Raw genomic sequence first — 20,070 nt, 5'->3', positions numbered from 1 at the left:
CTTGCGCGGCTTGTTGCCGAACTCCGCCAAGAGCATTGGCGAAAAAAAGCCGGGCATCGCTGGGATGCCCGGCCGGGAAAGACAGGCAAGTGCCTTAGTTGCTCAGCAGCGCGCTGACGAGGCCAATGGCCGCCACGGTTTTCAGCGTATCGCTGTCGATGCGGACAACCTTGTCGTTGACGATACGGTATTCCTGACCTTTCGGCGGAGCCGGCAGGCGCTTGAGTTGAGCGGCTGTAGGGGCATGACCCGGAGCGCTATGGCCCGAAGCTTTGGTCGCTTGTGCGTGCTGTTCGCCTTTGGCCTGCGGCTTCTGGCTGTGGTTATCCACTTTCTGCGATTGGCCGGGGGGGCATTTCTGACCCGGGGCGCAGTTATTTGCACCATGCTGGTCGGCGAAAGCCGCGCCGGACATTGCAACGAGGGCGACAGAGGCGGACATCAAAAAGCGTTTCATATAACAGCTCCGTATTTCTATTTCAGATGTCCTTTAAACGTGCTCCGTCGGATTTTTGTTGCTGTTTTTAAAAGAAAAACTTTTTTGTGTTGAGGGAACTTTTCAGCTTTGCTTAAGCTGGGGCTGCTTGTGCGCCAAAATCGATAGCCAATCCTTCTGGAAGCGGTGACAGGAGCGTCCCGAGCCGGTCCTCCGACACGTCACCCGCCTTGAATTGCCAGATCGGTCGGCGGTCCTTGTCGATGATCTGGGCACGCACGCCTTCGATGAATTCGCCATACTGGCAGGCGCGTGCGGTGAAGCGGAACTCGTTCGAAAGAGCCTCGCGGATATTACTCGCCTCCCGCGCCATGCGGATCAGCCGCAGGGTGGCCGCCATCGACAGTGCCGATTTCTGCTGCATGGTCTTCAGTGTCTCGAGCGCGAAACTGTCGCCTGCGGTTTCCAGCTTCAACTGGATGGCGGCGATATCCTCACCCCAGAAACAACGGTCGATCGTCATGCGCGCCCGCGCGATCGGTCCGTCCCCGAGCGTCTCGCCCGCGGGGAGTGCTGCGACCGTGCCAGTGTCGCAAAGCTCGTCGATCAGCGCGGGCCATTGTGCCTCGCGGATTGCCCTGTCGGCAAAGCCCGCGAAGATCGCATCCGATGGTCCCATACGGGCGCCGGTCAGCCCCAGATATTCGCCGATATGTCCCGGTGCGCGCGCCAGAAGCCAGGTGCCGCCCACATCGGGGATCAGCCCGATGCCGCATTCGGGCATGGCGACCTGTGTCGAATGCCCGATGATCCGGTGGCTGACATGACTGCCGAGCCCGACACCTCCGCCCATGACGAAGCCCTGCATGAAAGACACGATGGGTTTGGGGTAATGGGCGAGCTTGTCATTCATCCGGTATTCGTCGCGCCAGAATTCCTGGCCCAGGGCATAATCACCCGCGCGGCCCGCATGATAGACAGCGGCAATATCGCCGCCCGCACAAAAGGCGCGCTCGCCCTCGGCATCGATGATCACAAGATCGACCGCGCCGTCCTCGCGCCACTGATCAAGCGCGCGCTCGATCTCCAGACACATTGGGTGGCTTAGCGCATTAAGCGCCTTGGGGCGGGTCAGGGTAATCCGGCCCGCACGGCCTTGGATACGGGTCTGCACGTCGTCCATTCGGGGTCCTCCTCGTTCGGGGCAATGGTGGGGCAGGTGGCCGATGGCCGCAAGCTCATTGTGCCTGCAGCTGCGCCACAGCCTCGTCCCACCACAAATCATAGTCCATGAAATCCATATGGGTCTTGCCGTCGAGATAGGTGATGGTGACACTCTCCAGCCCGTAGCGCTCCACCAGATCGGTCCGGAAACGCTCGGCCCCGTTGCGTGGCACATGCTCGTCATCGCCGCCAAGGATGAAGGCGATGCGCGGACCATGGGCATAGCGTTCGGGATGGGTCATCGGGTCCAGCGCATCATGGAAGAAGCGCGCATGCCAGTCGGCCTGCCCGAGATCCATGAAGGTGGTCTGGGTTTCCAGATCGCGCGCGGCGGGGCGGGTCCAGTCGGGCGTGCCCACCACAGCGGCCAGTCTGGTGATGCGCTTATCCATACCAATGGCCACCACGCCAATATCGCCACCCATCGAATGGCCGGTCATGGTGATGGGCGCATGGATGCCGAACTCCGCCTCGGCCCAGTCGAGCACCCGTGGCACCTCGATCGCGGTCTGGCCGAGGATCGGCCAGAAATTGCGCCGGAAATTAGCAAAGATCCGGGCGCGGCGGGTGTCGTCATCGGTGTCTTCGGGGATGGTGCGCGCGCCCATCATCCAGGGGTCGAAACTGACGCCCAGATAGCCCAGACGCGCGGCACGCTGCAGGACGGGGAGCGCATCCTCCTTCGACAGCTCATAGGCCGGAACATGCAACCAGATCCCGCGGATCTCTCCTGCGGGCGGCTGCGCCAGCACGGGGATGCCGTCCAGATTATGGCGGATCGGCTCGGGGAATGTGGCGGTGGGTTTTGACGTATCAAACATGGGGAGATCCTTTCTCCCGCTCAACCCCGCCGTGGCCGCAGCTGTTCCGCAAATAGAAAAAGCCGCCCCGAGGGGCGGCTTTCGTGCCGGGCCGCAAAGCCCGAGCGGGAGCTTAGTCCATCGCCTTGAAGTTCAGCGCGGCACCGTCCTTGATGCCCGAGAACCAGCGTGCGGTGACGGTTTTGGTCTTGGTGTAGAAGCGGAAGGCATCCGGACCGTATTGGTTCAGGTCGCCGAAGGCCGATTTTTTCCAGCCGCCGAAGGTGTAGTAGGACAGCGGAACCGGGATCGGGAAGTTGATGCCGACCATGCCCACATTCACACGGCTTGCGAAGTCGCGCGCCACATCGCCATCGGCGGTGTAGATGGCGGTGCCATTGCCGTATTCATTCTCGATCACCAGAGCCAGAGCCTGCTCGTAGGATTCTGCGCGAACCATCGACAGGACCGGTCCGAAGATCTCCTGCTTATAGATCTCCATATTCGGGGTGACGTTGTCAAACAGCGTCGGGCCGACATAGAAGCCGTTCTCGTAGCCTTGCAGCTTGAAGCCACGGCCATCGGTGACCAGCGTCGCGCCTTCTTCCACACCCTTGTCGATCAGACCGAGGATACGGTCTTGAGCCGCTTTGGTGATGACCGGACCGTAATCCACGTCTTCGCCTGCGGTATACGGCCCGATTTTCAGCTTCTCGATCTTCGGAACCAGACGCTCGACGAGTTTCTCGGCGGTGCCTTCACCCACCGGAACCGCAACCGAGATTGCCATGCAGCGTTCGCCTGCCGCGCCATAGCCCGCGCCGATCAGCGCGTCTGCGGCTTTGTCCATGTCCGCATCGGGCATGATGATCATGTGGTTTTTCGCACCGCCGAAGCACTGCGCGCGCTTGCCGTTGGTGGTGGCGCGGCCATAGATATATTGCGCGATCGGGGTCGAGCCCACGAAGCCTACGGCCTGAATGGTCTCGTCGTCGAGGATCGCGTCTACTGCGGTCTTGTCGCCATTGACGATCTGCAGAACGCCATCGGGCAGGCCTGCTTCTTTCAGCAGTTCGGCCAGACGGAACGAGGTCGAGGGGCAACGCTCGGAGGGCTTGAGGATCATCGCGTTACCGCAGGTCAGTGCGGGCGCCATTTTCCACAGCGGGATCATTGCCGGGAAGTTGAACGGCGTGATGCCGGCCACAACGCCCAGAGCTTGACGCATCGAATAGAGGTCGATGCCCGGACCGGCGTTATCGGTGTATTCGCCTTTCAGCAGCGACGGACCGCCCTGGCAGACTTCGACCACTTCCAGACCGCGCTGCACGTCACCGCGTGCATCGGGGATGGTCTTGCCGTGCTCTTTGGAGACCAGCTCTGCCAGCTCTTCCATATTGTCGTTGATCAGCTGCGCGAATTTCATCATCACGCGGGCACGGCGCTGGGGGTTCGTGGCCGCCCATTTCACCTGCGCCTCGGCGGCTTTCGCGATGGCCGATTGCACTTCTTCGACCGTTGCCAGCGCGACCTTGGCCTGAATTTCACCGGTTGCGGGATTGTAGATATCCGCAAAACGACCCGATTTGCCGGCGACATATTCGCCGTTGATCCAATGACCCAGTTCTTTCACGCCTTGGCTCCCGAAATCTTTCATAGTGTCCTCCTCTGTCTGCCCGAGGGCAGTTTCTGGAGAGCAGGCTAGTGTTGCGGGATTGCGCAGAAAAGGGGATAAGTCTCAAAGGACGTTTTGCAAATTCGCAAAGCCTGAAGGGGATGGTGGTAAATGGACTGGGACGATCTGCGTGTTTTCCTTGCGGTGGCCCGTGCCGAGAGCCTTTCGGGCGCGGGGCGCAGCCTGAAATGTGACGCTGCGACAGTCGGGCGGCGTGTCGCGCGGCTCGAGGAGGTCATGTCGACGAAGCTTTTTCTGAAATCTCCCCAGGGCTATACGCTTACCGATCCGGGCACGCGGCTTTTGCCGCATGCCGAGGCGATGGAACAGGTGATGGGGCAGGCCGAAGAGGAGATCAGTGGGCAGGCGGGCAAGCTGACGGGTCAGCTGCGGATCGGTGCGCCTGACGGGATTGCCAATTACCTGCTGCCGCAGATCTGCAAAAGGATCACCGAGGAGAACCCCGAGCTGGATCTGCAGATCGTGGCACTTCCGCGGGTATTCAACCTTTCCAAGCGCGAGGCCGATATGGCGATTGCCGTTTCCCGGCCCACGGCGGGGCGGCTCACGGTCCAGAAACTGGCCGATTACCACCTGCATTTGGCCGCGCATCGCGATTATCTGGCCGCCCATCCGCCGATCCGCACGAAGGCCGATATCAGGGATCACCGGGTTGTCGGTTATATCGCCGACATGATCTTCGACAAGGGGCTCGATTATCTGTCCGAGACGGGGGCGGAGCGGGTGCAGCTGGCTTCGAATTCGGTCTCGGTTCAGATGCAAATGCTGCGGGCCGGTGCAGGGCTGGGCGTGGTGCATGATTTCGCGCTGCCCTTCGCGCCGGGAGTGGTGACGGTGCTGACCGAGGAAGTGGCGATCCGGCGCACCTTCTGGTTGCTGCGCCATGCCGATGATCGCCGCTCCGAGCGGCTGACCCGCGTGGCCGAGATGCTGGGGCAGGGCCTGCGCGCGGAAGTGGCGCGGCTGGAAACATTGGCGGCACAGGGGCTGCCTTTGCCGGAGTAGTTTCGTTTCGGGTTGGGCTTATTAATTCTTTAAAAACCAATGAGCTAGCTTACGCCCAAAAAAGGGGCACCCGCCTGCGGCAGACTGTCGCAACTCTGGCGGGAGTCGCGCGGAAATACGCATCTGGCAATCTCTTGTTCACTGCTCGGGCTTGACATGAAGGGGGTCTGACCCCGACCCTTGAACTTGGGGAAAGGACATTCCAGCCCGAGGAGGATACCATGCAGGTTCTGCAAATTCTGAAGTCGAAGAAAGATGACGGCGTTGTAACCGTAGTGCCCGAGGACTCGATTGCCGATGTGGCCCGCCTGCTTTCGGCGCGCAAGATCGGTGCGGTCGTTGTGTCACGCGATGGCAAACATATCGACGGGATCGTGTCGGAGCGCGATCTGGTGCGCGAGATCGGTCGCCATGGCGGCACCTGCCTGTCGCATCCGGTCTCCACGATCATGTCGACCAAGATCACCAGCTGCTGCCGCACCACCACCACGACCGAGGTTCTCGAAATGATGAGCGCGGGCGGTTTCCGCCATATGCCCGTCGTTGCCGATGGCGAGATGGTCGGTCTGATCTCGATCCGCGATGTGGCTGCGGCGCGTGTGGACGAGTTGCATATGGAAAAAGAAGCCCTGACCGGAATGATCATGGGTAACTGAAAGACTGCGGGTGGGCCAGTGGCCCGCCCTATCGGTCGATGGCGTCAGGGGGTCGATCGCCGGAACTGGTCGTAAATCTGCACCAGTTTTCGCGCTCTGCGCGCGTTAACCCTTGCATCTGCTGACACAATCTTGTTGCCTGTGCCTTGATGACTGCGCGGGCGAGGACGCGCAAAAGCAGAGGTAGGAGCCCCCCAATCATGCGTATCGGCCTGTATCCCGGCACTTTTGATCCGGTTACTCTGGGGCATCTCGATATTATCGAACGCGGCCTGTCGCTTGTGGACCGTCTTGTGATCGGTGTCGCAATCAACCGCGACAAGGGCCCGCTTTTTTCTCTCGAAGAACGCGTCGAGATGATCGAGGCGGAATGTGCGCGGATCACCGCCAAGCGGGGGGGCGAGATCCAGGTCTATCCGTTCGAGAACCTGTTGATCGATTGTGCGGCCGATGTCGGTGCCAATGTGATCATTCGTGGCCTGCGGGCTGTCGCCGATTTCGAATATGAATTCCAGATGGTCGGGATGAACCGCGCACTCAATAGCGAGATCGAGACCGTGTTCATGATGGCCGATGCGCGCCGTCAGGCGATCGCGTCCAAACTGGTGAAGGAAATCGCGCGGCTCGATGGCGATGTGTCGCATTTCGTCACGCCGCTTGTGCATCAACGCCTGACCGCCAAACTGAAAACTGCCTGACCTGAGTCAGGCAGTTGTAAGGTCAGCTTTCGTTCCGGAGCACGGCCGCGGCATTGTTACGGCTGATCTGCGGCGACTGATCGGGGATCTCGGTATAGTTCACATTCTGGAACACTACCGATTCCTCGACCGCCTTCAACGCCATGTTGGCCTTGTCCATATCGCCGGCCTTATAGGCGTCCTGCGCATCTTTCAGCTGCTCGGTTGCAAGATCGGCGGGGATGAGTGCCGAGGACAGACCCACCGAAACATCCGATGCCTTCAGCAGTTTGGCCGCGCCCAGTTGGTCACCATTTGCCGCCATGGTTTGCGCGGCTTCGATCTGATGCTCGTTCTGCTTGGTCACCGCAAAATCGGCGCCGACATTCATGGCCAGATCAAAGGGCACATAGTCGCCGGGCTGTGTAGTGTTCATCGGCGCGATGCCCTTGCTGTCGCTGGCTTCAGCTTTCTGCATATAGGTCAGAGCCCCGTCGATCATCTTGCCTGCAGCCTCTTTCTGGCCATCAAACAGAGCGAGACGTGCGCCGCGCACCGCATGCATGGATAGCGCAGCATTTTTGGAGAGTTTCACAAGGTCTGCATCCGTCGCCGATTTCTGTTCGATTTTCTCCAGATCGGGCGTTTGCGCCCCTTCTGCGAAAACCGGGGCGATCGCGGTGGCGGAGATCAGGCTCCCGATGAGAGCGGCCGAAACAAAACGAGTTTTACAGTCCATCATGTGACTCCTTTCCGAGGAGTAGTTATCGATTAGAGCAGGGATTTCCCGGCGCTGTTGCAAAGATAACGCAGCATGGAAAGAAAGGTTCCGCGATTCCAGTCACATAGCTTTCAAGCCAAAGTGAGTGGAATGAAAAAGGGGCCCCGAGGGCCCCTTTTGTGACACATTTTTGCCAATATTCAGATGAGCTTACCCATTGCCACGGCGGTATCCGCCATACGATTCGAGAAGCCCCATTCATTGTCATACCAGGTCAGAATACGGACCATCGTGCCATCCATCACCTTCGTTTGATCAAAGGCGAAGGTCGAGCTATGGGGGTCGTGGTTGAAGTCGATCGAGACATTCGGACGCGCGGTATAGCCCAGAACGCCTTTCAGCGGGCCATCAGCGGCGGCTTTGATCGCCTCGTTGATCTCTTCGACGGTGGTTGCACGGGAAGCCTCGAAGGTCAGATCGACGACCGAGACGTTCGGGGTCGGCACGCGGATTGCGACGCCGTCGAGTTTGCCATTGAGTTCCGGCAGAACCAGACCCACGGCCTTGGCCGCACCGGTCGAGGTCGGGATCATCGACAGGGCCGCGGCACGACCACGATAGAGATCCTTATGCATCGTATCCAGCGTCGGCTGGTCACCGGTATAGCTGTGCACGGTGGTCATGAAGCCCTTCACGATGCCCACGCTATCGTTGAGCACCTTGGCCACGGGCGAGAGGCAGTTGGTGGTGCAGGACGCGTTGGAGACAACCAGATCCTCGGCGGTCAGGGTGTTGTCGTTCACACCGAAGACGATGGTCTTGTCGGCACCGTTCGAGGGGGCGGAGACCAGAACGCGCTTGGAGCCGTTCTCCAGATGGATCTTGGCTTTCTCGCGGTCGGTAAAGATGCCGGTGCATTCCAGCGCGACATCGACATCGCCCCAGGGCAGTTCCTTGGGATCGCGCAGCGCGGTGACACGGATCGGGCCACGGCCGACATCGATCCAGTCCTCGCCAGTGGTGACTTCACCCGGGAACCGGCCATGAACCGAATCGAACCGGATGAGATGCGCGTTGGTTTCGACGGGCCCGAGGTCGTTGATCGCCACAACCTCGATATCGGTCCGACCGGACTCGATAATACCGCGCAGAACGTTGCGCCCGATCCGACCGAAACCGTTGATCGCTACTTTGACCGTCATCTTTGTCTCCTCTCTTCTGCGACGCCTTTGTCGTCGTTTGCGCTAACATGAACATTCGCCATGAAAGGTCAACGCGAATGTAGGGTCATCAGCGCCAGAATTGAAGATAATCGACAAGATCAGTCAATTTGACAGTAAGGAAGAAGAGCGTGTGGCCGCCGGTCAGGATGAAATCGGCGATGATCGCCAACACGACGAAGGCGGCCAGCCAAAGAGCGATGATGTTGGTCATAGACCCCCGTTTCCGCTCCCGGCTGGCCGGAAGCCTCAGTTCAGCAGAAGACGGCCCATCGTGCCGGCCACATCGGCCATCCGGCAGGAGAAGCCCCATTCGTTATCATACCAAGCCAGCACGCGCACAAGCTTGCCACCGGTGACTTTCGTCTGGTCGGGAGCAAAAATCGACGAGTAGGGGGTGTGGTTGAAGTCGATCGAGACCTTGGGCTCGGGATCATAGGCCAGAACCTTGCCCATATGGCCCATTGCGGCCTCGCGCACCACCTCGTTCACGTCCTCGACGGTCACGGTCTTTTTGGCGATGAAGGTCAGGTCTACCGCCGAGACATTCGGCGTGGGGACGCGGATCGAGGAGCCATCAAGGCGACCGGCGAGTTCGGGCAACACCTCGCCAATGGCCTTGGCAGCACCCGTCGAGGTCGGGATCATCGCCATTGCGGCGGCGCGGGCGCGGTAGAGATCCTTGTGGCGGCGGTCCAGCGTCGGCTGGTCACCGGTATAGGAATGGATGGTGGTCATCACGCCCGAGTCGATACCGATGGCGTCATTGAGGACCTTGGCCAGCGGCGCGAGGCAGTTCGTGGTGCACGATCCGTTCGACACGATCTCGTCGGCCAGCGTCAGATCGCGGTGGTTCACCCCGTAGACAACGGTGCGGTCAACGGCGGTCGCGGGGGCCGAGACCAGCACGCGCTTGGCACCGCGGGTCAGGTGAACGGCGGCCTTGTCGCGGGCATTGAACTTGCCGGTGCATTCCATGACAACGTCTACGCCCTCCCAATCCAGCTCCTGCGGATTATAGGTCGACATTACCTCGATTGGGCCCTGACCGAGATCGAGCGTGTTCCCCTCGACCTTCACCTGACCACCAAAGCGCCCATGGACCGAGTCGTATTTCAGAAGATGGGCATTGGTCGCAATCGGCCCGGTGGCGTTGATCTTGACGACCTGCACATCATTGCGCGCGGCTTCCGCGATATGCGCCAGAGTGCAGCGCCCGATACGGCCGAAACCGTTAATCCCGATGGTGACTGTCATGATGCTCTCCCAAGCGAAGCGATCGGATGCGTGAATTGCCCCTTGGATACCATCGCATGCGTTTCGAGAAAACATTTCAGATCAATATGCTAGCGTAAACATTCCAAGGTTGCGCTAACGGTGGCGATAACTTCGGCAGCTTACCGCTGGGCGCGCCGCGGGAGTGCCCTCTTGCGACGGCAATGGGGGAATCGATTGCATCGATAAAAGGCTTAATCCTCGTCCTCGGCAACAAGGAAGATCTCGCCTGCGGCCTCCATCTCGCGGATCGCGTTGACCACGACGCCATAGGCGTCCTCGGCATCCTTGTCCTTGACCTTGCCCAGTGTCTGCATCTCCTCGCGCAGACCATCGGCCATCCGCTTGGACATGTTCTCGAGGATGAATTCCGCCGCTTTCTGGTTCTCGCCCGAGGTCGAGGCCGCCAGCGCGGTCAGCAGGTTCTCTTGAGGGATGTTGCGCAGGATCTTCGGCAGGTCCTTCTTGGCGATACGCACAGGGATATTGGCGAAGGTGAAGATCGCCTTGCGCACCTGATCGGCGAAATCCTTATCGGCCTCATCAAGGCCGTTCAGCACATCGTCACGCGTTGTGGCACGGGTATAGTTGAGAATTGCCCCCACACGCTCGACAGGGCCGGAGGTGAAGGCGCGCACTGGCACGGCATCCACCTGCGCAATAATCGCCTGACCGATCTTCCAGACGGTTTCCGGCGCGATATTGCCGGTCAGCGAGACGGCATAGGCCACACGGCGTGCTTTCTCGCCCGGCATTTTCGAGAGCAGTTCGGCCGATTTCGCCACCGTTAGCTTGGAGAGCAGCACGGCGCAGATCTCTATGCTTTCCTCATCCGCAATCGGCACCAGAGCATCGGTTTCGAGTGCGGCAATCCGCTCCCACGGGTCGGAGCGCGAATTGCCCGCCGCGAGTTTGCGTAGCCGGCTCTCGGCAGAGGGCGTCAGCTGGCCCTGCAAAAGCTTCAGGGCGGAATCCAGACCACCGGCAAATGTGATACCGATCGCCTCCAGTTCGGTGCAGAATTCCTCGATCACCGTATTCATGGTGTCCTTGTCGACGAGGCTCAGGCGCGAGATTTCCTCGGCAAGCTCCGTCTGCTGGTCATCGCTCAGCTGCATCAGCGGCAGTTTCTCGCCCTCGGAGGACAGAAGACGCACGATGATGGCGGCTTTCTGCTTTTTGCTCAATGCGGGGCGAGAGCTTCCCATATCGAAGCTGGCCGCCGAAAAATTCCCCAAAGTGGCAAGTTGGTTCACCCGAGACTCCATGACTTTCTGCCTTGTATCGGCACACATTCGCAGTTCAGCGTTAAGGGCCGGTTACCGGAAATCAGAAAAAAACACGCAATTCGCGTAAGTTAACTATACTCACAACCAGAATGAGAAAAAGGCGCCCACGAAGGGGCGCCTTTCATAAACGATACTGATGACCTTACGCGCCGAAGACGCGCTTGAAGATCGTGTCGACATGTTTGGTATGGTAGTCCATGTCGAATTTCGCGTTGATACCGTCCACGCCAAGCGCCTTGACGACCTCTTCATCAGCAAGCAGCAGCTCGCGGAAGTCCAGACGCTCTTCCCAGACCTTCAGCGCATTGCGCTGCACCATGGAATAGGCGTCCTCGCGCGACACACCCGCTTGCGTCAGCGCCAGAAGCACGCGCTGGCTCATCACCAGACCCGGGAACTTGTTCATGTTGTCGAGCATGTTCTGCGGGAAGATCAGCATCTTCTCGACGACGCCTGCCAGACGGTTCAGTGCGAAGTCCAGCGTGATGGTCGCGTCGGGGCCGATGCCACGCTCGACCGAGCTATGCGAGATGTCACGCTCGTGCCAGAGCGCCACGTTCTCCATCGCGGGCACCACGGTCATGCGCACCAGACGCGCCAGACCGGTCAGGTTCTCGGTCAGAACGGGGTTTTTCTTATGCGGCATCGCCGACGAGCCCTTCTGGCCCATCGAGAAGAATTCCGCGCCTTCCAGCACTTCGGTGCGCTGCATATGGCGGATCTCGATGGCAACGTTCTCGATCGAGGAGGCGATCACGCCCAGCACCGCAAAGAACATTGCATGGCGGTCACGCGGAATGACCTGTGTGGAGATCGGCTCGGGGGTCAGGCCCAGCTGCTTGCACACATGCTCCTCGACCGCCGGATCGATATTGGCAAAGGTGCCGACCGCACCCGAGATCGCGCCGGTCGCGACTTCCGCGCGGGCTGCCTGCAGACGGGCCTTGTTGCGGTCCATCTCGGCATAGAAGCGGGCAAAGGTCAGACCCATCGTGGTGGGCTCGGCGTGGATACCATGCGAGCGGCCAACGCGGACGGTATTCTTATGCTCCATCGCGCGGGTCTTGAGCGCGGCCAGAACGCGGTCGAGATCGGCCAGCAGGATGTCGGCGGCGCGCACCAGTTGCACGTTGAGGCAGGTATCGAGCACGTCCGAGGAGGTCATGCCCTGATGCACGAAGCGCGCCTCTTCCGAACCGACATGCTCGGCCAGATGGGTCAGGAAGGCGATCACGTCATGTTTGGTGACGGCTTCGATCTCGTCGATGCGCGCGACATCGAACTCGACATCCTTGGCTTTCCAGACGGCGTCTGCATTCTCCTTGGGGATCACGCCGAGGGCGGCCTGTGCATCGCAGGCATGGGCTTCGATCTCGTACCAGATCTTGAATTTGGTGGCCGGTTCCCAGATGTCGACCATCTCTTTACGGGCATAACGCGGGATCATGCTTGAGACCTTTCGATTGCGCTTGATGTGTGCTGTCGGGGCGCTTCTAGACCGCGCGCCCCGTTCGGGCAAGGCGGAGGGGCAGCGATGGGGAGGGAAACTGGCCGATTTAGCGCATCAATGGCGGTAGGGAGAGTAAAATCGGGGGCGCTTGCGCGCCCGGTGTCGCGGCGTGGTGCATAATCGGGCGAATCCATCGCGCGATGCTTTGCCGGACGCCGGAATTTCGCGCACCGATCCGGCCATCGTCTCTGAAACGGGCGTGAGTGTCGCAAACTGGCCCGCGCATGGCGCAAAGCTGCTTGCCGGGAACCGCGCGCGGGGGCAGCTTCGGGGCATGGAACATGTGTTACAATCCCGTCTGTCTTTCGCCCCTTGGGCCGATCCGCGCACCAACCGATTGCCGGGGATCGTGCCGCTCGATCTGGCCGACTGGATCGAGGTGGATGACGCCTATGCGGGGCAGATGGCCTTGCGCGAGGCGCTGATCGCCGAGCGCGAGGAGGCGGTGCATGCGCTTTTGCCGCAGGCCGAAGAGGCTGCGCGGGAGCTCTACGGGATGGTGTTGGATCTGCTGCCCGCCAAGGGCTACCGGCAGGAGGGGGAGCGGATGATCTGCCCCGACGGGCGTGCGGTCCTGCTCGACGCGCAGCATCCGCTTCTCACGCTCGGAAGGCTCACTCAGAACGATTTCTGCCTGATGCAGGACGGGCCTTCGGGCGAGCATCTGCTGACCGGCGCGATCCTGTGTTTTCCGGCGGGCTGGCAGCTCTCGGAGAAAATCGGCCGCCCGATGATGCGTATCCATAAGCCCGTCGAGATTTATACGGAGGATCTGGGCCGACGTGTGCAGCGCTTGCTGGACGGGGTGCAACCGGGGCGGGCGCTGATGCGCGGGACCGCCTCGCGCACCGGTCAGCATCTCTTCGACAGCCGCCCAGAAGCCGAGCGCGGTCGGGCGCGAGCGGAGCGCCCTCTGATCCGCGTCGAGCGGCAGGGGCTCGTGCGGCTACCGCTGACCCGTGCGGTGGTGTTTTCCATCCATACGCAGATGGTGCACCCCGAAAGCCTCAGCGCCCACGAGGCGCAAACGCTGGAGACCAGCCATTTACGCCTCGGTATCTGATACTTAGCGGCTTTCCCACAGATAGCGGGCGCGCATCTCGTCCATATCCCGGCGGATCATCGACGGGATCAGGAGCGCATCGATCAGCCACCAAAGCCCCACAAAAGCCAAGGGAATATAGCCGATCAGGATCACCGCCAGCGCCGTGCCGATCCCGAACAGGATGAGCATGATCAGCCCCGACATCCACCGCCCGAGATAGAAGCGGTGCACGCCCAGCATCGGCAGGAAAAACCATAGAAGATAGGCGATCAGCGCCGATTTTTTTTCGTTGGCCACGCGCTGCTCTACATAAAGCTGACGGGTCTCGTCCATGTGATGTAAATCCTTGTTACATGTGTCTTTATGGATATGGGGAGAGAGGGGCGCGTTTCAAGGGGCGCTTGCGTAAGGCAGGCCCCGCCCATGCAAAAGGCCCCGCCACGAGGGGCGGGGCCTTTCTCGTCATATCAGCCGATCAGGCTTTGGCGAGATTGCGCAGCACATAATGCAGCACGCCGCCATTCTTGAGATATTCGATCTCGACGGCCGTATCGATCCGCGCCTTCAGCTTGATCTCCTTTTTGCTGCCATCGGCATATTCGATGGTGCAGGGGACAAGGCTCAGCGGTTTGATATCGCCCTCGAGCCCTTCGATCGTCACCACTTCCTCTCCGGTCAGATCAAGCGACTTGCGGGTATCGCCTTCGGTGAACTCGAAGGGAATGACCCCCATGCCGATCAGGTTCGAGCGGTGGATCCGCTCGAAGCTCTCGGCGATCACACCCTTGACGCCCAGAAGGTTCGTGCCCTTGGCCGCCCAGTCGCGCGAGGAGCCCGCACCATATTGCTCGCCGCCGAAGATCACCAGCGGCGTGCCCGCTTTCTGATACGCCATCGAGGCGTCGAAGATGGTGGTCTGTTCGCCATCGGGCCCTTTGGTGAAGCCGCCCTCGACGCCATCGAGCATCTCGTTCTTGATGCGGATATTGGCGAAGGTGCCGCGCATCATGACTTCATGGTTGCCGCGGCGCGAGCCGTAGCTGTTGAAGTCCTTCGGCGCGACCTGACGCTCGGTCAGATATTTACCGGCAGGGGTCGAGGGTTTGAACGAGCCTGCGGGCGAGATGTGGTCGGTGGTGATCATATCCCCCAGGAGCGCCAGCACCCGCGCTCCCTTGATATCCGAGATGGTGCCGGCCTCGGGCTTCATCCCCTGGAAATAGGGCGGGTTCTGGATATAGGTCGAGGAGGCCGGCCAGTCATAGGTCTCGCCGCCATTGACTTCTACTGCCTGCCATTTCTCGTCGCCCTTGAACACATCGGCATATTTCGACTGGAAGGCCTCGCGGGTGACGACCTTGGCCACCAGATCCGCCACTTCCTTATCCGACGGCCAGAGGTCTTTCAGATAAACATCTTTGCCCTCGGGGGTCTGCGCGATGGGGCTCGCGGCGAGGTCGATATTCATATCGCCCGCCAGCGCATAGGCCACTACCAGAGGCGGCGAGGCCAGATAATTGGCGCGCACATCAGGGCTGATCCGCCCCTCGAAGTTGCGGTTGCCCGACAGGACCGAGGTCGCGATCAGGTCGTTGTCATTGATCGCTTTCGACAGATCGGGATGGATCGGACCGGAATTACCGATACAGGTGGTGCAACCATAGCCCACGAGGTTGAAGCCCACCGCGTCGAGATCTTCCTGCAAGCCTGCGGCATTGAGATATTCGGTCACCACCTGGCTCCCGGGCGCCAGCGAGGTTTTCACCCACGGTTTGCGGTTCAGGCCCAGTTCCCGCGCCTTGCGCGCCACAAGCCCTGCCGCGATCAGCACATAGGGGTTCGAGGTATTGGTGCAGGACGTGATCGAGGCAATCACGACAGAGCCGTCATGCAGGGTGATCTCCTCGCCCTCGAACTCCATTGTCACCGATTTTTTCAGATCGGCCACGGTATCTGGGGCAGGAGCCTCGGCCAGCATATCGGCGGACGCCTGGGATTCATCCTGGCCGCGGAATTCGCGCACCACGGCGTCGAAGGCGGTCGCGGCATTGGTCAGCGCGACGTAATCCTGCGGGCGTTTCGGACCCGAGATCGCCGGGACGATGGTGCCCATATCGAGTTCGAGCGTCGAGGAGTAGATCGGTGCGTAATCCGCATCGCGCCAGAAGCCGTTCTCCTTGGCATAGGCCTCAACAAGCGCGATCCGGTCCTTCTCGCGTCCGGTCTGTTCCAGATAGCGCAGGGTTTCGGCATCAATCGGGAAGAAGCCACAGGTGGCGCCATATTCGGGCGCCATATTGGCGATGGTGGCGCGTTGCGCAAGCGGCAGGTTATCCAGCCCATCGCCATAGAATTCGACGAATTTGTTCACCACACCATGTTTGCGTAGCATCTCGACGACCTTCAGCACGAGGTCGGTGCCGGTGGTGCCCTCGACCATGGCGCCGGTCAGCTTGAAGCCCACGACCTCGGGGATCAGCATGGAGATCGGCTGGCCCAGCATCGCGGCCTCGGCCTCGATGCCACCCACGCCCCAGCCCAGAACGGCGGCGCCATTGACCATCGTGGTATGGCTGTCGGTGCCGACCAATGTATCGGGATAGGCGACCTCGTTGCCCTCCTGATCGGTATCGGTCCAGACGGTCTGGGCGAGATATTCGAGGTTCACCTGATGGCAGATGCCGGTTCCGGGCGGCACGACGCGGAAATTCTTGAACGCGGTCTGGCCCCATTTGAGGAATTCGTAGCGCTCCATATTACGCTCGTATTCGCGATCCACATTCATCTGGAAGGCGCGCGGATTGCCGAATTCGTCGATCATCACCGAGTGGTCGATCACCAGATCGACGGGCACCAGCGGGTTGATCTTCTGGGCGTCGCCGCCCAAGCCCTTGATGCCGTCGCGCATCGCGGCCAGATCCACGACGGCGGGAACGCCGGTGAAATCCTGCATGAGAACGCGGGCAGGGCGGTAGGCAATCTCGCGAGGGTTCTTCCCGCCTTTTTCGGCCCACTCGCCGAAGGCCTTGATGTCATCGACCGACACCGAAAAGCCGTCGTCTTCGAAGCGGAGAAGATTTTCAAGGACGACCTTCAACGAGGCGGGCAGCTTGGAGAAATCGCCAAGCCCCGCATCGGAGGCTGCCTGAATGGAATAATAGGAAAAAGTCTTGTCGCCGACCGTCAGCTTGCGACGGGTCTTGGCGGTATCATTGCCGGTTTCGATGGGCATGTGTCTGGCCTCCCTCTAGGTCAATAGGGTATCGCTGCCCCTAATCTGGAGCGGTAAGGGGGGGAGGACAAGGGGGCAGGCGCAATTTTTGTATGCAACAGTATACTGCGCACGAGGGCGATCGGGCTCCGGCGACATGCCGGAACATACGACACCCTGCAAGGCGCGCCGCGTGCGGGCCCTCAATATCTGACCGGCCCTGCGACTGATGCTAATGCGCGGGAAGCGAGAGTCCACCTTAATCCGTGCCGCTGCTCGGGTGGGCGTTGCAAATCTGCGCCAGTTACCGATTAACCGTATATCCATCTTGCTGGCGAATTCTGTCGCGTGGCAAATATGACGCCGTAACCGTGCCCGTGCCATCTCGCAAAACCTTGATTGGCTTTCATCACAGGGGCTGATTAAGTCTTCTGGCGGAATGTAAAGGATTTGGACGCTTCCATGACGACTGCGCAGGTGGATCATCCGGCGAAAAGACAACAGTTCCGCGCCTTGCCCTTGCGCTTTGCGCTCCTGTTCAGCCTTGGCGCGTTCGCGGGAGCGGTGTCCCTGTCCGATCCGGTCTGGGCGCAGGAGGGCACCCCGACTGATATGATGGGAGGCGCGCAGACACCTTCCGTGCCGCCCTCCCTTCAGGACGGGCTCCAGCAGAACGATCAGGCCGCGACCGGCAGCGCCACAGGATCCGAGGATGTCGCGTCGTCGCGCGATATTGCCACGCTCGACACGCCCGATATGCGCACACCGATCGTGGTCGAGCTGTTCACCTCGCAAGGTTGTGCGGCCTGCCCGCCCGCCGACAAGCTGTTGCAGGGGCTGGCCGCGCGGGACGATGTGATCGCGCTCGCTTTGCATGTGGATTACTGGGATTATCTGGGCTGGAAGGATCCCTTCGGCCAGCCAGCCTTCACCTCGCGCCAGAAGGGCTATGCCCGTGCGGTAAAGGAGCGGATGATCTACACCCCGCAGATGATCGTGAATGGTCAGCAGCGCCTCTTGGGCGCTGACCGGATGGCGATCAAATCCGCCCTCGATGCCGCAACATCGAAACCCTCGCCGGTCGAGATATCGGTGGCGCAGGACGGAGCCAACTACCGGATCTCGCTGGCCGCCAAGACCGCGCTCGGGCAGGATGCCATGGTGCAGGTGGTGCGTTATATCCCCGATGCCTCTGTCGATATCCTGCGCGGCGAGAATGCGGGACTGACCGTCAATTACGCCAATATCGTGACCCAGTGGCATATCGTGGCCGATTGGGATGGCGAGACGCCAATGAGCTTTGATACGCAGGTCGAGGGCGATAATCCGGCGGTGGTGATCGTCCAGACCTCGCAGCCCGGGCGAACCGTTCCATTGCCTGGCGCGATCGTCGGCTCCGCGCGCATCAAGTAACGACCAATTGCGGCGATATTGCCGAAGCCCCGACCTTCTGGCGGGGCTTTTTGATGCGTTTATTTCTTGCGCCAGCGGCGGTGGATCCAGAGCCATTGGTCCATATGCGCGCGCACCTGCGCCTCGAGCGAATGCAGGGTGACCTGTGTCATCTCTTCGGGCGTCGTATGTGGCACGGGGGTATCGACAAAGATACGGAAGCTCAACCCGTCGGGCTGGCGGATCGCATAGATCGGAACCAGATCCGCTTCGAGCCGAAGCGCCATCTCTGCCGCCGAAAGCGGCGAGGGCGCGGGATGGCCGAAGAAGTCGAGCATTGCTCCGCTACGGAAATACTGGTCCGTTGCCAGCGCCACCATGCCGCCCGATTTCAGATGCCGCAGCATATTGGTCATGCCGCGGCGGTCACGCGGGAAGAGTGGCGTGCCGACGGTCTCGATCGCGGCCAGATAGTCGCGGTTGAAAAGCGCGTTGTTCATCGGGCGGTAGAGCCCCGCAATCGGGAAGCCCCGCGCGATCAGAACGCCACGGGCCGCATCATAATTGCCGAAATGCCCCGAAACGAGCACGCAAGGGCGGCCTTCTTCCTTCAGTTGGATGAGCCGCGCCGCACCCGGACCTTCGATGGCCACATTGCCCACATGCGCGATGAACTCTTGTCCCGAGAACATCTCGGCCAGCGTGCGCCCGATATTGTCGGGCACGGCACGGCAGAGATGCTCGACCTCGGTCTGCGGCATATCGGGGCAGGTCAGGGCCAGATTGGCACGGATACGGCGCCGGAAGCCCAGCACCGGCGAGACCCATGTCATCAGCCGTCCCGCCATGGGGATGCGCTTTTCATAGGGCATCAGCTGCAACAGCCCCATCCCCGCCCTGAAGACGGTATTCGACAGCTTGTCGGTGAGGCTCGGGGTTGCGCGTTTGGGCATCGGGGTCTCCGTCTTGTGCCACAGGGGGCGGCGTGTCGCTCAGGCCCTGCGGTTTTCACGCCACCAGACATAAAGTCCGGCGCTCACGATCACAAGCGCACCGGTCACCGTCCAGAGATCGGGATACTGACCGAAGAACACGATCCCCCAGAGTGTGGCAAAGATCAGCCCGGTATATCCCAGAGGAGCCAGAGAGGAGGCTTCGGCAATGCTGTAGGCCTTGACGATGAAGCCCTGACCGATGGCGCCGGTGAGGCCGAGCCCGAGGATCGGCAAGAGCGTATCGGCGCTAATCGGCCGCCAGACAAAAGGCAGCGCGAGGCTCGAGCCGATCAATCCGATGATTGCGCCCCAAAGGAGAGAGGTGATCAGCCCGTCCTTCTGGATCAGGCGGGTGATCAGCATGCCGCCTGCAAAGCTTATCGCGGTCCCCAATGCCAGAAGCGAGGCCCAGTGAAAGACGCCCGGACCGGGCCGGATGATGATCATCGCACCGCAGAAGGCCGCCGCGATCCCTAAAAGGCGGCGCGGTCCGAGCTTCTCGCCCAGAAAGAGCGCAGCCCCCAGCGTGACCAGCACAGGGTTGAGATCGGCAAGTGCGGTCGCCTCGGCGAGCCCGATAAACTGGATCGCGGTAAAGAATAGGAGCACGGTGGCAAGCTGCATCAAACCGCGGGCAATCTGCAAGCCGGGTTGGCGCGAGGGCAGCAGCCGGTGCAGGCGGGGCGCGAAGATCGCCACCAGCAACAGCGTGTTGGACAGATAGCGCAGCCAGACGATCTGCACCGGATCATATTGGCGCGACAGCCCCTTGGCCATGGCATCCATCAGCGTGAAACAGGCGAAGGCTCCCAGCACGCAGAGCATGCCAAGCCCGTTGCGCGGCGCGACGCGGCCTTCGGCCCCGCCACCCGCCGCAACGGAAGAGGGGGCCATTGCGGCCCCCTCTTGGTTCATATC

Annotated in this window: 19 protein-coding genes; 5 read left to right on the top strand and 14 right to left on the bottom strand. The window is 60.9% G+C overall.

Annotated features, from left to right (window positions below; all coding sequences use genetic code 11):
- Positions 1-94: 94 nt before the first annotated feature.
- The 4 genes from VSX56_RS01120 to VSX56_RS01105 form a co-directional block, all read right to left on the bottom strand.
- Entirely contained in the window at positions 95-457 is a 363-nt protein-coding gene (locus VSX56_RS01120; RefSeq protein ID WP_339112351.1) for a hypothetical protein, read from the bottom strand.
- 112 nt (positions 458-569) lie between these two features.
- Positions 570-1,619: an enoyl-CoA hydratase/isomerase family protein gene (locus VSX56_RS01115; RefSeq protein WP_350934227.1), complete on the bottom strand. Its 1,050-nt coding sequence runs from the start codon at positions 1,617-1,619 to the stop codon at positions 570-572.
- Between the two features lie 55 nt (positions 1,620-1,674).
- Positions 1,675-2,481 carry an alpha/beta hydrolase family protein gene (locus tag VSX56_RS01110; protein ID WP_350934225.1) on the bottom strand — a complete coding sequence of 269 codons (807 nt, stop codon included), beginning with the start codon at positions 2,479-2,481 and terminating at the stop codon, positions 1,675-1,677.
- A 112-nt stretch (positions 2,482-2,593) separates the two neighbouring features.
- Positions 2,594-4,093, bottom strand: coding sequence for a CoA-acylating methylmalonate-semialdehyde dehydrogenase (locus tag VSX56_RS01105; protein WP_350934638.1), 1,500 nt, complete (start codon positions 4,091-4,093; stop codon positions 2,594-2,596).
- A gap of 153 nt (positions 4,094-4,246) precedes the next feature.
- On the opposite strand from VSX56_RS01105, the gene VSX56_RS01100 reads away from it, so the two are divergent.
- The 3 genes from VSX56_RS01100 (at position 4,247) to coaD (ending at position 6,515) form a co-directional block, all read left to right on the top strand.
- Complete coding sequence (locus tag VSX56_RS01100) at positions 4,247-5,161, top strand: LysR family transcriptional regulator (RefSeq protein WP_339112354.1); 915 nt, start codon at positions 4,247-4,249, stop codon at positions 5,159-5,161.
- Positions 5,162-5,382: 221 nt separating this feature from the next.
- A complete protein-coding gene (locus VSX56_RS01095; RefSeq protein WP_339112355.1) occupies positions 5,383-5,817 on the top strand; it encodes a CBS domain-containing protein in 435 nt (144 codons plus the stop codon).
- A gap of 200 nt (positions 5,818-6,017) precedes the next feature.
- Positions 6,018-6,515, top strand: a complete 498-nt coding sequence (gene coaD, locus VSX56_RS01090; protein ID WP_339112356.1) for a pantetheine-phosphate adenylyltransferase — start codon at positions 6,018-6,020, stop codon at positions 6,513-6,515.
- Between the two features lie 22 nt (positions 6,516-6,537).
- On the opposite strand, the gene VSX56_RS01085 is transcribed toward coaD, so the two are convergent.
- The 6 genes from VSX56_RS01085 to purB form a co-directional block, all read right to left on the bottom strand.
- Complete coding sequence (locus VSX56_RS01085; protein ID WP_350934222.1) at positions 6,538-7,233, bottom strand: YfdX family protein; 696 nt, start codon at positions 7,231-7,233, stop codon at positions 6,538-6,540.
- A gap of 182 nt (positions 7,234-7,415) precedes the next feature.
- On the bottom strand, positions 7,416-8,417 hold the full coding sequence (gap, locus tag VSX56_RS01080) for a type I glyceraldehyde-3-phosphate dehydrogenase (RefSeq protein WP_339112358.1): 1,002 nt from the start codon (positions 8,415-8,417) through the stop codon (positions 7,416-7,418).
- An 88-nt stretch (positions 8,418-8,505) separates the two neighbouring features.
- Positions 8,506-8,649 carry a glyceraldehyde-3-phosphate dehydrogenase gene (locus VSX56_RS01075; RefSeq protein ID WP_339112359.1) on the bottom strand — a complete coding sequence of 48 codons (144 nt, stop codon included), beginning with the start codon at positions 8,647-8,649 and terminating at the stop codon, positions 8,506-8,508.
- Positions 8,650-8,684: 35 nt separating this feature from the next.
- Positions 8,685-9,692: a type I glyceraldehyde-3-phosphate dehydrogenase gene (gene gap, locus VSX56_RS01070; protein ID WP_350934219.1), complete on the bottom strand. Its 1,008-nt coding sequence runs from the start codon at positions 9,690-9,692 to the stop codon at positions 8,685-8,687.
- A gap of 212 nt (positions 9,693-9,904) precedes the next feature.
- The gene (locus VSX56_RS01065; RefSeq protein ID WP_339112361.1) at positions 9,905-10,966 is read right to left on the bottom strand and encodes a flagellar motor switch protein FliG; all 1,062 of its coding nucleotides are present in this window, start codon (positions 10,964-10,966) and stop codon (positions 9,905-9,907) included.
- 175 nt (positions 10,967-11,141) lie between these two features.
- Entirely contained in the window at positions 11,142-12,446 is a 1,305-nt protein-coding gene (gene purB / locus VSX56_RS01060) for an adenylosuccinate lyase (protein ID WP_339112362.1), read from the bottom strand.
- A gap of 208 nt (positions 12,447-12,654) precedes the next feature.
- Between purB and VSX56_RS01055 the strand changes: the two genes are divergently transcribed.
- Complete coding sequence (locus tag VSX56_RS01055; protein ID WP_350934216.1) at positions 12,655-13,572, top strand: heme-dependent oxidative N-demethylase family protein; 918 nt, start codon at positions 12,655-12,657, stop codon at positions 13,570-13,572.
- 3 nt (positions 13,573-13,575) lie between these two features.
- Here the strand turns inward: VSX56_RS01055 and VSX56_RS01050 are convergent, their stop codons facing one another.
- Together VSX56_RS01050 and acnA are read right to left on the bottom strand one after the other, a co-directional pair.
- Complete coding sequence (locus tag VSX56_RS01050; RefSeq protein ID WP_339112364.1) at positions 13,576-13,887, bottom strand: TM2 domain-containing protein; 312 nt, start codon at positions 13,885-13,887, stop codon at positions 13,576-13,578.
- Positions 13,888-14,029: 142 nt separating this feature from the next.
- Positions 14,030-16,786, bottom strand: a complete 2,757-nt coding sequence (gene acnA, locus VSX56_RS01045; protein WP_350934213.1) for an aconitate hydratase AcnA — start codon at positions 16,784-16,786, stop codon at positions 14,030-14,032.
- 441 nt (positions 16,787-17,227) lie between these two features.
- On the opposite strand from acnA, the gene VSX56_RS01040 reads away from it, so the two are divergent.
- Positions 17,228-18,178: a DUF1223 domain-containing protein gene (locus VSX56_RS01040; protein ID WP_350934211.1), complete on the top strand. Its 951-nt coding sequence runs from the start codon at positions 17,228-17,230 to the stop codon at positions 18,176-18,178.
- Positions 18,179-18,237: 59 nt separating this feature from the next.
- Here the strand turns inward: VSX56_RS01040 and VSX56_RS01035 are convergent, their stop codons facing one another.
- A complete protein-coding gene (locus VSX56_RS01035; RefSeq protein ID WP_350934209.1) occupies positions 18,238-19,110 on the bottom strand; it encodes a lysophospholipid acyltransferase family protein in 873 nt (290 codons plus the stop codon).
- Between the two features lie 39 nt (positions 19,111-19,149).
- Positions 19,150-20,046 carry a DMT family transporter gene (locus tag VSX56_RS01030; RefSeq protein ID WP_339112368.1) on the bottom strand — a complete coding sequence of 299 codons (897 nt, stop codon included), beginning with the start codon at positions 20,044-20,046 and terminating at the stop codon, positions 19,150-19,152.
- Between the last annotated feature and the right edge of the window lie 24 nt (positions 20,047-20,070).

Source organism: Thioclava kandeliae, assembly GCF_040297545.1.
Taxonomy (GTDB): domain Bacteria; phylum Pseudomonadota; class Alphaproteobacteria; order Rhodobacterales; family Rhodobacteraceae; genus Thioclava; species Thioclava kandeliae.
Note: the sequence above shows the minus strand (reverse complement) of the source record. Positions and strands in the feature narration are given on the sequence as shown.

Coding starts and splice junctions, on each gene's coding strand:
- VSX56_RS01085 (WP_350934222.1), bottom strand. CDS start 7,233: ATGGACTGTAAAACTCGTTTTGTTTCGGCCGCTCTCATCGGGAGCCTG.
- purB (WP_339112362.1), bottom strand. CDS start 12,446: ATGATCCCGCGTTATGCCCGTAAAGAGATGGTCGACATCTGGGAACCG.
- VSX56_RS01040 (WP_350934211.1), top strand. CDS start 17,228: ATGACGACTGCGCAGGTGGATCATCCGGCGAAAAGACAACAGTTCCGC.
- VSX56_RS01050 (WP_339112364.1), bottom strand. CDS start 13,887: ATGGACGAGACCCGTCAGCTTTATGTAGAGCAGCGCGTGGCCAACGAA.
- VSX56_RS01115 (WP_350934227.1), bottom strand. CDS start 1,619: ATGGACGACGTGCAGACCCGTATCCAAGGCCGTGCGGGCCGGATTACC.
- gap (WP_350934219.1), bottom strand. CDS start 9,692: ATGACAGTCACCATCGGGATTAACGGTTTCGGCCGTATCGGGCGCTGC.
- VSX56_RS01100 (WP_339112354.1), top strand. CDS start 4,247: ATGGACTGGGACGATCTGCGTGTTTTCCTTGCGGTGGCCCGTGCCGAG.
- acnA (WP_350934213.1), bottom strand. CDS start 16,786: ATGCCCATCGAAACCGGCAATGATACCGCCAAGACCCGTCGCAAGCTG.
- VSX56_RS01030 (WP_339112368.1), bottom strand. CDS start 20,046: ATGGCCCCCTCTTCCGTTGCGGCGGGTGGCGGGGCCGAAGGCCGCGTC.
- VSX56_RS01035 (WP_350934209.1), bottom strand. CDS start 19,110: ATGCCCAAACGCGCAACCCCGAGCCTCACCGACAAGCTGTCGAATACC.
- coaD (WP_339112356.1), top strand. CDS start 6,018: ATGCGTATCGGCCTGTATCCCGGCACTTTTGATCCGGTTACTCTGGGG.
- VSX56_RS01120 (WP_339112351.1), bottom strand. CDS start 457: ATGAAACGCTTTTTGATGTCCGCCTCTGTCGCCCTCGTTGCAATGTCC.
- gap (WP_339112358.1), bottom strand. CDS start 8,417: ATGACGGTCAAAGTAGCGATCAACGGTTTCGGTCGGATCGGGCGCAAC.
- VSX56_RS01110 (WP_350934225.1), bottom strand. CDS start 2,481: ATGTTTGATACGTCAAAACCCACCGCCACATTCCCCGAGCCGATCCGC.
- VSX56_RS01095 (WP_339112355.1), top strand. CDS start 5,383: ATGCAGGTTCTGCAAATTCTGAAGTCGAAGAAAGATGACGGCGTTGTA.
- VSX56_RS01075 (WP_339112359.1), bottom strand. CDS start 8,649: ATGACCAACATCATCGCTCTTTGGCTGGCCGCCTTCGTCGTGTTGGCG.